15 protein-coding genes are annotated in these 11,895 nt (G+C 68.1%); 9 read left to right on the top strand and 6 right to left on the bottom strand.

From position 1 onward, the window contains the following. Positions 1 to 123: 123 nt before the first annotated feature. Both dusA and FKQ52_RS13300 read left to right on the top strand, forming a co-directional pair. Positions 124 to 1,149 carry a tRNA dihydrouridine(20/20a) synthase DusA gene (gene dusA, locus FKQ52_RS13305; protein WP_141627624.1) on the top strand — a complete coding sequence of 342 codons (1,026 nt, stop codon included), beginning with the start codon at positions 124 to 126 and terminating at the stop codon, positions 1,147 to 1,149. Between the two features lie 112 nt (positions 1,150 to 1,261). Next, the gene (locus FKQ52_RS13300) at positions 1,262 to 1,576 is read left to right on the top strand and encodes a hypothetical protein (protein WP_141627623.1); all 315 of its coding nucleotides are present in this window, start codon (positions 1,262 to 1,264) and stop codon (positions 1,574 to 1,576) included. Between the two features lie 29 nt (positions 1,577 to 1,605). Here the strand turns inward: FKQ52_RS13300 and FKQ52_RS13295 are convergent, their stop codons facing one another. The 5 genes from FKQ52_RS13295 to FKQ52_RS16790 all read right to left on the bottom strand — a co-directional run bounded on the left by FKQ52_RS13295 (position 1,606) and on the right by FKQ52_RS16790 (position 4,029). Further along, positions 1,606 to 1,893: a GNAT family N-acetyltransferase gene (locus FKQ52_RS13295; RefSeq protein ID WP_141627622.1), complete on the bottom strand. Its 288-nt coding sequence runs from the start codon at positions 1,891 to 1,893 to the stop codon at positions 1,606 to 1,608. Positions 1,894 to 1,970: 77 nt separating this feature from the next. Continuing rightward, entirely contained in the window at positions 1,971 to 2,666 is a 696-nt protein-coding gene (locus FKQ52_RS13290; RefSeq protein WP_141627621.1) for a hypothetical protein, read from the bottom strand. An 81-nt stretch (positions 2,667 to 2,747) separates the two neighbouring features. Beyond that, the gene (gene folB / locus FKQ52_RS13285; protein WP_370450963.1) at positions 2,748 to 3,143 is read right to left on the bottom strand and encodes a dihydroneopterin aldolase; all 396 of its coding nucleotides are present in this window, start codon (positions 3,141 to 3,143) and stop codon (positions 2,748 to 2,750) included. 3 nt (positions 3,144 to 3,146) lie between these two features. Next, positions 3,147 to 3,905: an SDR family oxidoreductase gene (locus tag FKQ52_RS13280; RefSeq protein WP_141627620.1), complete on the bottom strand. Its 759-nt coding sequence runs from the start codon at positions 3,903 to 3,905 to the stop codon at positions 3,147 to 3,149. Next, complete coding sequence (locus FKQ52_RS16790; protein WP_255431408.1) at positions 3,898 to 4,029, bottom strand: hypothetical protein; 132 nt, start codon at positions 4,027 to 4,029, stop codon at positions 3,898 to 3,900. The genes FKQ52_RS13280 and FKQ52_RS16790 overlap by 8 nt, the downstream gene beginning before the upstream one ends. Before the next feature lie 27 nt (positions 4,030 to 4,056). Between FKQ52_RS16790 and FKQ52_RS13275 the strand changes: the two genes are divergently transcribed. The 7 genes from FKQ52_RS13275 to pgsA all read left to right on the top strand — a co-directional run bounded on the left by FKQ52_RS13275 (position 4,057) and on the right by pgsA (position 9,631). Beyond that, the gene (locus FKQ52_RS13275) at positions 4,057 to 4,530 is read left to right on the top strand and encodes an NUDIX domain-containing protein (protein ID WP_141627619.1); all 474 of its coding nucleotides are present in this window, start codon (positions 4,057 to 4,059) and stop codon (positions 4,528 to 4,530) included. 56 nt (positions 4,531 to 4,586) lie between these two features. Further along, on the top strand, positions 4,587 to 5,474 hold the full coding sequence (locus FKQ52_RS13270; protein ID WP_240811657.1) for an alpha/beta hydrolase: 888 nt from the start codon (positions 4,587 to 4,589) through the stop codon (positions 5,472 to 5,474). Positions 5,475 to 5,480: 6 nt separating this feature from the next. After that, positions 5,481 to 5,963 carry a DMT family transporter gene (locus tag FKQ52_RS13265; protein ID WP_240811656.1) on the top strand — a complete coding sequence of 161 codons (483 nt, stop codon included), beginning with the start codon at positions 5,481 to 5,483 and terminating at the stop codon, positions 5,961 to 5,963. A gap of 49 nt (positions 5,964 to 6,012) precedes the next feature. After that, a complete protein-coding gene (gene uvrC / locus FKQ52_RS13260) occupies positions 6,013 to 7,908 on the top strand; it encodes an excinuclease ABC subunit UvrC (protein WP_141627618.1) in 1,896 nt (631 codons plus the stop codon). 30 nt (positions 7,909 to 7,938) lie between these two features. Then, positions 7,939 to 8,250: a YdeI/OmpD-associated family protein gene (locus FKQ52_RS13255; protein WP_141627617.1), complete on the top strand. Its 312-nt coding sequence runs from the start codon at positions 7,939 to 7,941 to the stop codon at positions 8,248 to 8,250. 55 nt (positions 8,251 to 8,305) lie between these two features. Beyond that, positions 8,306 to 8,917 carry a carbonic anhydrase gene (locus FKQ52_RS13250; protein ID WP_141627616.1) on the top strand — a complete coding sequence of 204 codons (612 nt, stop codon included), beginning with the start codon at positions 8,306 to 8,308 and terminating at the stop codon, positions 8,915 to 8,917. A gap of 69 nt (positions 8,918 to 8,986) precedes the next feature. Continuing rightward, on the top strand, positions 8,987 to 9,631 hold the full coding sequence (gene pgsA / locus FKQ52_RS13245; RefSeq protein ID WP_141627615.1) for a CDP-diacylglycerol--glycerol-3-phosphate 3-phosphatidyltransferase: 645 nt from the start codon (positions 8,987 to 8,989) through the stop codon (positions 9,629 to 9,631). Positions 9,632 to 9,768: 137 nt separating this feature from the next. Here pgsA and FKQ52_RS13240 read toward each other — a convergent pair whose 3' ends face one another. Then, on the bottom strand, positions 9,769 to 11,853 hold the full coding sequence (locus tag FKQ52_RS13240) for a S46 family peptidase (RefSeq protein ID WP_141627614.1): 2,085 nt from the start codon (positions 11,851 to 11,853) through the stop codon (positions 9,769 to 9,771). Positions 11,854 to 11,895 lie beyond the last annotated feature (42 nt).

Here is an 11,895-nt window from a genome sequence, read left to right as displayed (position 1 = left end):
TGCGCTGCATCCGGTCGGGGCTTCGGCTCCGCCGCGCCTTTCGGGGCGAACATCGCGTTTCGGGACGGTCTCGCCTATATAGCGCGCTCCTGACCTCCCGCCTGAACGCTCAAACCCCACACCATGTCGAAGATCCTCGACCGTAGGCTGTCCGTGGCCCCGATGATGGACTGGACCGACCGGCACTGCCGGGCGTTCCATCGCGCGCTGTCGAGCCGCGCCCTGCTGTACACCGAGATGGTCACGGCTCCGGCGGTGCTGAACGGCGACCGCGACAAGCTGCTGGGCTTCGCCGATGTCGAGCATCCGGTGGCGCTTCAGATCGGTGGCTCGAACCCCGCCCAGTTGGCCGAGGCCGCCCGCATCGGCGAGCAGTACGGTTATGACGAGATCAATCTCAACGTCGGCTGCCCCTCGGACCGGGTCCAGTCCGGCAAGTTCGGCGCCTGCCTGATGCGTGAGCCGGAGCTGGTCGCTGACTGTATGGCGGCCATCAAAAGCGCCGTCTCGGTCCCGGCCACCGTCAAATGCCGCATCGGAGTCGATGATCAGGACTCCGAGGTCAGCCTGTTCGCCACCGTCGACGCCAGCGCAGCCGTGGGCATCGACACCTTCATCGTCCATGCCCGCAAGGCCTGGCTGAAGGGGCTGTCGCCCAAGGAGAACCGGGACGTACCGCCGCTCGACTACGCGCTGGTGCGTCGTCTGAAGCGCGAGCGTCCGCATCTGTCGATCAGCATCAACGGCGGCATCGCCAATCTCGACGAGGCCGAGGCGCACATGGCCGCCGATGACGGTATCCAACTGGACGGCGTCATGCTGGGGCGGGCCGCCTATCACGAGCCCGCGCTGCTGGGGCAGGCCGACCGCCGCATGTTCGGTGTCACGACCCCGGACGTGGACGCGTATGAGGCGCTGGAACGCTATCGTCCCTATCTGGTCGCCCGGCTGGAGGAGGGGGTGCATCTGGCGCACATGACCCGGCATGTACTGGGCGTCATGCACGGCCGCGCCGGCGCCCGCGCCTTCCGCCGTATCCTGACGGTTGAAAGCGTGAAGCCGGGCGCGGGGATTGACGTCGTGGACCGGGCTGTCGAGGCGGTTCGTGAAGCCGAGGCCCGCTTCGAGGCCCGCGAAGACGCGGCCTGACCGGAACTCACCTGAGGCGAGAAAGTCACGGCCCCGCTTTTGTGAAACCGGGCTCGGTCAACACGGGAACCTCGCGGACTCAGCCCGCATTGGTTGGTCAGGAGAGACCGCCATGCCCAAGCGCACCCCGCCTGCCCAGCCCGATCTGCGCCTCGTTCAGGCCGAAGCCGAGGTGTATGATCTCATGCGCCGGCCCGAGAGCACCGCGGATCGCGTGAAGCGGCTTCAGCTTGAGGCCAGGGCCTTGGCGGTCGAGCAGGTCGAGGCTCTGGAGGCTGTCCTGATGCAGGCCGCCGCCATGGCCAAGGAGATCGCCGAAGGCGGCGACGCCTATCCGGTCGGCGCGCGCGAGATCGCCGGGCGTCTGGCCTCGGACCTGCCGTCGAAGTCCGAGACCCTGAAAGCCATCGTCAGCCGGGTGATCTGACGCCGCCGCCGCGCTCCGGGCGGCGAGGCCTACGCCAGCAGGTCGTCGTATTCCGGATGGCGTCTGTGCCACAGCACAGCATAGCTGCAACGCGGCTGGAGCTTCAGGCCCTCGTTCCGCGCGTGAGCGGCCAATGACTGCATGAACCGGCCCGCCGCGCCGCCGCCGCGCAGGGCGGGATCGGCCTCCACATGCAGGATCACGCGCGTATCGCCCTGAACCGCATAGTCGGCGAAGACGAGCCGCACCTGTCCATCGGCGTCGGTGAAGCCCTGCTCAAAACGTTGCTCGGCGCGGACATCGCGTAAGATGGTCATGGGACACTCCTGACCGGTCTTCGCCGGTCGTCACGGCTGCAATCCGCTGATCGGCTTCGCGTTCCCGAAATCAGGCCTCAAATCCACCAGCCGCGTGGGCGGGCGACGGGCTTGCCGGCCTTGAGGGTCCAGACGCCGACGGCGCCGCGCAGCACCACCCACAGCGCCGCGAGGAACAGCAGGGGCACGCCCAGACCGAACGGAGCCGCCAGCAGGATCACGCCTGCCATGACGGCGATGGCTGCGGCCCACAGGGTGCGCTGCTGGAAGATGAAGTGCGAGCGGGACAGGTCGTCTTCCGGCCCGGGACGGCCTGTGACAGCCAGCAGGGCGATCATCGCCGACACCCCGACCGTCGGTACGGCCAGCAGGATCAGCGCATAAACCGAGTACAGGCCCGTGCCGCCGCCGGGGGGATCGCGGACCTCTTCCCGATCCTTCGAACGGCCGGTGAAGCCCGGCGAGGGTTCAAAGATCGAATCGGCGGAGGCCGGACGCGACTTCGGCTTCGGCGCCGCCTCGGGCGCGGGCGGCGGGATCACGGGTTCGGGCGTCTCGATCACCGGGCGCGGCGGGGCCGGGTCGAACAGGTCCGGCTCACGCTCCGGCTTGATGGCGGTGACAGGCGCCGGTTCGGGATCCGGCGTGGGTTCGGGTTCCGGCTCGGGCTCCGGCGCGACCTCGCGGGCGCGGCCCTGCAGCGAGGCCGCGGAAGAGAAACCGACATGATCGTCATGATCATCAGGGTGTTGCGGATCGCCCGGTTCGGCCATCGGAGGTCCTTCAAGTCCACCGTCAGGTATGACGGCCCCGTTCGCGCGGCGCAACCTGTGGCGTCCTGATCGACCCGGCGTCTAGCGGGCCAGAACCAGCTCGCAGCCCGGAACCGCTTCGCCGCCCAGCGCGCCCGGCTTTTCGATCCGCACGGCGCAGCGGCGGACACGCGCGTCCTTGAGCATGGCCAGCGCCAGCCGTTCGGCGAAGGTCTCGACCAGCCCGATGTGGCCTTCCGCCACGATGGCGCGAGCAGCCTCGGCGACGGTCTCGTAGTTGATCGTGTCGCCCAGTCGTTCGATCGGCGCGGGCGTCATCTCGAGCGTCACGTCGATCACCAGTCGCTGCAGGCGGCCCTGTTCGTGATCATAGACGCCGATGCCTGCGGCGACTTCGAGCCCGCGGACGAAGACGGTCAGGCCCTCGCGCACCGGGGCGCCGGAAACGGGGAAGGGGAGGGGGGACGGGGCTGCCACGGGCTACTCCACGATGTCCGGGGTTCGCCAGGCCAGATGCTGGCCCCCGTCGACGGCGATCATCTGGCCCGTCACGAGGTCGGCTTCAACCAGCCAACGCACGGCGGCGGCCACGGCCTCAGGACTTCCGGCCTTCTGTAGGGGCACGGCGGCGGCCTCGGCGGCGAAGTCTTCGGGGCTCTGATGGATGGAGGGCAGGGTCGGCCCGGGACCGACGCCGTTCACCCGGATGTGGGGCGCCAAGGCCTGCGCCATCGTCCGCGTCGCCCACCACAGGCCGTTGCGCGACAGGGCGTAGGAGAAGAAGCGGGGATCGGGCTTCAGAACCCGCTGATCCAGCAGATTGACGATGCTGCCGCCGTCGGGCGCCCGGGCCGCGAAGGCCTCGGACAGGACGATAGGCGCCCGCAGATTGGTCTCGATGTGGGCGTCCCAGATATCGCGCTCCAGCGCACCGACCCGGTCATCCTCGAACACCGAGGCGTTGTTCACCAGCACGGTCAGCGGGCCGAGGGCCTCGACGGCGGCGGGGACGATCCCGCGTACTTCGGCTTCGAGAGACAGGTCGCCCTGTACGGTGGCCGCCCGGCGGCCCAAGGCGCGCACCTCATCGGCCACGGCCTCCGCCGCGTCCTTCGATCCGCGATAATGGATCACAACGTCGAAGCCGGCGCGGGCCAGCTCCAGACAGATCGCCTTGCCGATCCGCTTGCCGCCGCCGGTGACCAGAGCGGCGCCGCGATCAGCGGCGGGCTTAGTCAACCCGGCCGAACTCGATGAAGTTGATGACGCCGAGAACGACGACGAAGCCGAGGATGATGTAGAGGGCCAGCATGGAAAGCTCCTTGATGCGACCGGCAATAAAGGCACCGGCCCTGCTGTTCAAGAACGCATCAGGGCCTATCGTCGCCGGATGACCACTTGGCGCACGCGCATCGAACCCTTTACCCGACCCCTGTTCTTCGCCTTCTCGCGGGCGACGCGGGGGATGACGCTGGGCGTGCGTGGGGTTGCGGTGGACGGCGAGGGGCGGGTGCTGCTGGTCAAGCACACCTATGTCCACGGCTGGTGGCTGCCCGGCGGCGGGGTCGAGCGGGGGCAGACGGCCGAGGACGCCCTGATCCGGGAAATGCGCGAGGAGGCCGGTCTGATCGTCGAGGGGCGGCCTGTTCTGGTCAGTGTTCATTCGAACGAGCGTTATTTCCGGGGCGACCATGTGTTGGTCTACCGGATGGACCGGTTCACGATGACGGAGCGCTCCAGCCATGGGGAGATCGCCGAGATCGGCTGGTTCGATCCGGCCGCCCTGCCCGAGGACGCGCATCGTTCGACGCGAGCGCGATTGGCGGAGGTGTTCGGCGAGGCTGAGGCGACGCCGCACTGGTAGCGACGGAACCGGCCAAGCTTGGCGTTGGAGACTCCGGGGGCTTCAGGAGACACACCATGCGTGAACTGCATCGCCGCACTGCCCTGATGATCGGGCTCGCCGCCGCCTTCGCCGCCGGAACGGCCGCCGCACAGGACCGCCCGCGTCGGGGGGATCGTCGCCGCCGTCGGGCCGATCGCGCCGTCGAGAGCGGCCGGTCCAATGCCCCGCACACCTCGATCTCGACCGGCTCCGATCCGAAGCAGGCCTATGATCTCTACGCCGGAGCCGGGACGGGACCGGTGCTCGCCTATATTCACGGCGGCGGCTGGTCGATGGGCGATAAGGCCATGGTGCACAGCCTGCCGGAGTACGCCCAAAGGCACGGGCTAACCCTCGCCTCCATCGGCTATCGACTGGTGCCCCAGGTCACGCCGCGTGAGCAGGCGCAGGACGTCGCCGCCGCCGTCGTGGCGCTGAAGCGGACCCATCCGGGCCGCCCGCTCTTCCTGATGGGCCATTCCGCCGGAGCCCACCTGGCGGCGTTGGTCGGGGCCGATCCGACCTATCTGGCCGGTGTGGGGCTTCAGCCGTCCGATCTGGCGGGGGTGATTCTGCTGGACGGCGCGGGCTATGACGCCACCGGGGACCGTGGAAACGGGCCCGCCGGACGCCTCCTGGGCAATCTCTATTCGGAAGCCTTCGGCGACAACGCCGCGGCCTTGTCGCCGACCCTGCTTGTCCGGGCGGGCGTGCGCTATCCGCCCTATCTGATCTTCTACATCTCCAGCCGTGATGACGCCCGGGGCCAGAGCGAGGCGCTGGCCGCCGCCCTGACTCGCGCGGGCGGTCAGGCGCAGGTCATCGTCGCTCCGGACGACAGCCACCGCGACATCAATGTCGAGTTCGGTCAGGCAGGCGACGCGGAGGGAGAACGCGCCGTCCGGTTCATTCTCGGTCGCTGAGACCCGGTGCGCGCCGTCGACAAGGGTGATAGCCATGGCGGCATGAACCCGATGCTGCTGTCCATGATCGCTGTCGTCTTCGCCGGCGGCGCCACCGCGCTTCAGGCGCCGACCAATGCGAAGTTGATGACCGCCGTCGGCTCGCCGGTGAACGCGGCCTTCGTCTCCTTCGCGGTCGGCACGGCGGCGCTGGGCATCATCGCCATGATCCTGCAGGCCAAGCCGGACCTGACCGCCGCGCGCGCCCTGCCCTGGTACGCATGGATCGGCGGTCTGTACGGCGCCATCTTCGTGGTCGCCGCCGCCTGGGGCGTACCGCGTCTGGGCGTCGCCCTGACCATCACCCTGATGGTGGCGGGGCAGCTTCTGATCGGCCTGATCCTCGACCATTTCGGCGCCTTCGGCACGCCGCAGAACCCGATCAGTCTCGGCCGCATGGCCGGCGTGGCGCTGGTCATCGCGGGCGTCGTGATGGTTCGTCGGTTCTGATCGACTGCTGACGCTTCGCGGCGGCGCGGGGACGCCTATATTGCGCCCGATGACCGAGGAGATGCCCGCCACCGATTCGCCCTTGCAGGCCGCCGACCTGATCAGGGATGAGGCGCGCCGCGCGCCCGACAAGCCGGGCGTCTATCGCATGTACGGCGAAGACGGGGCCTGCCTGTATGTGGGCAAGGCGCGGTCGATCAAGAAGCGCATCCTTCAGTATGCGCAGGGGCGGTTCCATACCCAGCGCATCGGCCTGATGGTCTCGTTGACCCGCTCGATGGAGCTGGTGGTCACGGCGTCCGAGACCGAGGCCCTGCTGCTGGAATCCAACTTCATCAAGAAACTGAAGCCCCGCTTCAACGTGGTGCTGCGCGACGACAAGTCCTTCGCCGAACTGATGATCCGTCGCGATCACCGGGCGCCGCAGGTTCGAAAGCACCGCGGGGCGCACACGATCAAGGGCGACTATTTCGGCCCCTTCGCCTCGACCTGGGCGGTGAACCGGACCCTGACGACCCTGCAGAAGGCCTTCCTGCTGCGGTCCTGTTCGGACAGCGTCTACGAGACCCGGACGCGACCCTGCATGCTGCACCAGATCAAGCGCTGCTCGGCGCCCTGCACGGGGTTGATCTCGCTGGAGGACTATGAAGGTCTGGTCGATGAGGCCGAGGCCTTCCTGCGCGGCAAGTCGCGCGCGGTGATCGGGCGGCTGTCCGCCGAGATGCAGGCGGCTTCGGACGATCTGGATTTCGAACAGGCCGCCCGTGTCCGTGACCGCATCCGCGCCCTGTCGGCCATTTCGATGGAGAATTCGGTCAGCGCCGAGGGCGTGGCCGAGGCGGATGTCTTCGCCCTGTACTCCGATGGCGGTCAGGCCTGTGTGCAGGTCTTCTTCTATCGGGGCGGTCAGAACTGGGGCGGCCGCGCCTACTTCCCCCGCGTGGACCGGACCGATACCGATCCGGAAATCCTGGCCGCCTTCCTGGGCCAGTTCTACGAGGACAAGCCGGTGCCCCGGCAGATCCTGTCCAATGTGATCCCGCATGAGAAGGAACTTCTGGAAGAGGCCTTCTCCATGAAGGCCAAGCTGGATGACGGCCGCCGGGTCGTCAGCATCGAAAAGCCCGCTCGGGGCGACCGCAAGGCCTTGGTCGATCACGCCCTGACCAACGCCCGCGAGGCGCTGGGCCGCAAGCTGGCCGAGAACTCCGCCCAGTCGAAAATCCTTGATGAGCTGTGCGAGGCCTTCGGTCTGGAGAGCCGTCCGGAGCGGATCGAAATCTACGACAACGCCCACATCCAGGGGACCAACGCCGTCGGCGGCATGGTGGTCGCGGGACCCGAGGGCTTCCTCAAGAACCAGTACCGCAAGTTCAACATCCGGGGCGACGAACTGACCCCCGGCGACGACTACGGCATGATGCGCGAGGTCATGCGCCGTCGCTTCAGTCGTCTGGTGAAGGATGAGGACGAGGGCGAGGAGGTCGACCGTCCCGACCTGCTGCTGATCGACGGCGGCGCCGGGCAACTGGCCGAGGTGCAGGCGGTGCTTGCCGATCTGGGGCTGGACGACATTGTGGCCGTGGGCGTGGCCAAGGGACCGGACCGCGACGCGGGCAAGGAGCATTTCTTTATTCCCGGCAAACCGCCCTTCATGCTGCCGCTGAAGTCGCCGGTTCTCTATTACGTCCAGCGTCTGCGCGATGAGGCGCACCGTTTCGCCAACGGCGCCCACGCCAAGCGGCGTTCGATGGACATCAAGAAGAACCCGCTGGACGAGATCGAAGGGGTCGGTCCGGGTCGGAAGAAGGCCTTGCTGCACGCCTTCGGCTCCGCCAAGGGCGTCGGTCGCGCCTCGGTCGCCGATCTGGTCAAGGTCGATGGTGTAAGTCAGGCGTTGGCCGAACGAATTTACGGGTTTTTCCGCCCGGGCGCCGGGGGGTAGGATAGGGCGTCGAGCGGGAAGGGCGTTTGCATGAGCGAGTTCGCGGAGGGCACGGTCCATGTCGCGGGCGAAGACATGAGGACCGCCCTGCAGACCGATCCGGAGGTGCTGGCGTTGTGGCAGGGGCTGACGCCGCTGGGCCGCAACGAGTTCATCTGCTGGGTCGAGGACGCCAAACAGCCCGCCACGCGTCAGCGGCGCATCGTCCGAACAGCCGAGGAACTGCGGGAGGGCAAGAAACGGCCCTGTTGCTGGGTCGGCTGCATCCACCGCACCGACAAGGCGCCCAGCCCGTGGCAGCAGGCGGTCCTGATCGACGGGCAGGGGCGCAGGGGGCGCTGACGGGGTCGAACGTCACCCTCTCCCCCAAGCGCAGCGGATCGCCTATACCGCCCCCATGACCGACCAGATCGCCGCCGGCTATCGCCGCTTCCGCAAAGACCACTGGCCCGAGGCCCGCGCCGAATATGAAGCGCTCGCCAAGGGGCAGAAGCCGCATACCCTGATCGTCGCCTGTTCCGACAGCCGCGCCGATCCGGCCCTGATCTTCGACGCCGCGCCGGGCGAGCTGTTCGTGGTGCGCAACGTCGCCAATCTGGTTCCGCCGTATGAGCCCGACGGTCATCTGCATGGGGTGTCGGCGGCGCTGGAGTTCGGCGTGAAGGTGCTGAACGTCTCGCGCATCGTGGTCATGGGCCACGCCTCGTGCGGCGGGGTGAACGCCATGATCCACGGCGCGCCGGACAATGTGCAGGACTTCGTCGCCCCTTGGGTCGCGCAGGGCGCGCCTGTCGTGCGCCGGGTCTGCGAGGAAGTGTCCGAGAACGAGCAGGGGCAGGCTGCGGAAGAGGCGGTGGTTCGCCTGTCGCTGGATAACCTGCGCACCTTCCCGTGGATCGCCGAACGCGAGGCCGCGGGCCAGATCAAGCTGATCGGCCTGCATTTCGGCATAGCCGACGGCGTCCTTCGCGCGTTGAAGGGACCGGGCCGCTTCGAACCCCTGACCTAGCGGCTCTCTGACGCCTCGCCTCGCCTCGCGAAGCATGGCACACCGGACGTCCCCTTTCGGAAGGCTGCGATGACCCCCACCCACCACGCCAATCCCATCCCCAACATCCTGACCGGCCTGCGCCTGCTGGCGGGCGTGGTGATGTTCCTGATGCTGGCGGGCGCGGCGCCCGGTTTCATGGACGGCTTCCTGTCGCCCGAACAGCAACTCAGCTTCGGAGTCTGGGCGTTCTGGATCTTCGCCGTCGCGGCCTCGACCGACTGGGTCGACGGCTTCCTGGCACGCCGTTGGCACGCCACCACCCGTTGGGGCGCCATTCTCGACCCTATCGCCGACAAGGTTCTGATCACCGGCGCCATTCTGGGCGTGTTGGCCTCGGGCTCCTTGCCGGGCATTGCCATTCCCTGTGGCCTGATCCTGTTCCGTGAGTTCGCCGTGTCGGCCCTGCGCGAGACCGTCGCGGGCAAGGTCAAGCTGCCGGTCACCCTGCTGGCCAAGTGGAAGACCACCCTGCAGATGCTGGCGCTGGGGGCCCTGCAACTGACCCTGCTGTGGGATGCCTTCGGTTTGACCAACCCGGACGGCACGACCCCGGAATGGCAGGGCCATTTCGAGACCTTCGCCGTCACGCTGACCTGGCTCTCCGCGATCATCACCCTGTGGACCGGCTGGCAGTATTTCTCGAAGGCCCAGCAAAAGATGAGCCAGCTCTAGGGAGTTGCGAGTGGCGAGTGTCCCGCAACAGCCATCGAGCAGACAATGAAAAGCCCCGCCCGGATCGCCGAGCGGGGCTTCTTTCTGTCTGGACGGCGAAGCAGGTCGCCCGCTAGCCAACAGCCACCGAGCCCTCTTCAGCGGACCCCGAGTTCCTCCACCAGCCACTGCATGCCGTAGACATCGCGCAGGGCCGTGGTCACCGCGCCGGTGGTCACGATGACCGAGCGGTTGACATTGCGATCATAGCCGTAGGCGTTGCGCTGGGTCAGGACGGTGGAGTCGAAGTTCGCCCCCACGATCTCGCCCGCCGCCGTCACGACAGGGCTGCCCGACGAGCCGCCGATGGTGTCGGAGGACACGGCCATGTTGAGCACGGTCGATCGGTCGATCCGGTCGCGCGCGGCCAGCAGCTTCGGCGCCACGTCGAACGGGGCGGCGCCGGTCGCGCGGTCCCACAGGCCGTCGAAGGTGGTGAAGGCGCCGAACCGCTGTCCCGGAACGTCTGTCCCCTCGATCTGGCCGTAGGTCAGGCGCAGGGTGCCGGTGGCGTCCGGATAGACGGTGTCGCCATAGGTCTCGAAGCGCAGGGCGGCGAGGCGTTCCGAGGCGCGGTCGGTCGGGGCCTGCACCTGCTCTTCCCAAGCGGCGCGAACCGCGCGGGTCGGCTCCTGGATGCGCAGCAGGTACTGGATCAGCGGATCATCCGAAGCCTCGATGGCCGCCAGCCCGCCTTCCCACAGCGCGCGACGCACCGCCGGGTCGGCCAGCGTCGTGCCCTCGATCAGACGGGCCGAAAGGCCTTCGGGCGATTCCTGACCCAGCAGGGCGCGGACGTTCGCGTTGTCGACCGTCAGCCATTCGCGGGTCTTGGACAGCCACCATTCCATGCGGACCTGCTCCAGACCCGGATAGACCGGACGCTCGGCGAACAAACCGCTCTGCACGCCCGCCAGGCGGCTGTCGGCGAACTCGGGCAGACGTTCGGCCGACGGCTTGCCGCGCTCCTGCGCACCGCGCACCAGCGTGCGCGCCCACAGGAACAGCTGCGAGCCGCCGCCGACCGGCGTGGTTCCGATCCCGGTGCCGCCTTCCAGCAGGGCATACGCCGGATAGCTTTCGCGCAGAACAGGCTGAATCCCCGTCAGCGTCGTCCAGGGATTGTCGGCGCCGACACCGGCCTCGGCGCGGCTGCGGAAGTCAGCTTCCGCCTCGGCCTTCATGCGCATGAAGTTGGCGTCGGTAAGGGCGCGCATGCGGCCCAGGCCGCGCTTGTAGGTGTTCTCGATAGAGACGATCGGATCCATCGCCTCAAACGCCTGACTCTCGCCTTCCTCAGAGTAGCGGATAAGGCGGCCGCGCAGTTCGGAGGCGATCAGTTGATCCATGGGCAGGACCACGTCCCGAACGCTGAACAGCTGGTCCTGCGTCAGCAGGCGCTGGGTCGCGCCGGGGCTGCCCGAGACGAAGACCGGCGTGCCCTCGACCGGGCGCGAGGCGTTCCACTTGAAGTGCGTCGGGGTCCTGGCCGGGGCGCCGTTCTCGTACAGGCGGATGAAGGCCGCATCGATGGCGAAGCGCGGGAAGCTGAAGTTGTCCAGATCGCCGCCGAACGTGGCCGCGCGATCCTCGGGCGCCCACGCCAGACGGACGTCGGAGTAGCGCTTGTAGGTGTACAGTTTGAACTGACCGCCCCGGTACAGGGTCACGACCTGACAGCGTTTGTCGGTGGCGTCGCCACACGCTTCCTGCTCGATACGACTGGCCTCGGCGTCACGGGCGCGGGTGAAGGCCTGACCCGTCAAGCCGGCGCCGGCGGCGTGCATGCGCTGGGTCACGTCGCTGATGTCGGTCAGGATCTCGGCCGTCCCGCCCGGGCATTTCAGCTCTTCCTCGCGGCTGCGCGGGGTGAAGCCGGTCTCGGCGTAGTTGGTTTCCTGCGTCGACAGGTTGGCCACGCAGGTGGCGACGCAGTGGTTGTTGGTCATCACCAGACCACTGGCGGACACCAGACCGGCCGAACAGCCGCCGAACTTCACCGACGACAACCGCACCCGGTCCAGCCACGCCTGATCAATGTTGGTGCCCAGTGTCTGGTTGGCGCGCGCGATGGGGAAGTTGTCGAAGGTCCACATGCCTTCTTCAGCCCGGGCCAGGGTCGGGGCGGCGGACCCGGCGGCGAGGGTCAGAAGGGCGGCGACGAGGGCGGGGGTGTAGCGCATGACAGAACTCCGGGCGGGCGACAGGGCGCCCCGTTGTTGCGC

It is taken from the genome of Brevundimonas sp. M20 (assembly GCF_006547065.1).
Classification (GTDB): domain Bacteria; phylum Pseudomonadota; class Alphaproteobacteria; order Caulobacterales; family Caulobacteraceae; genus Brevundimonas.
This window is presented reverse-complemented; position numbering and strand designations above follow the sequence as displayed.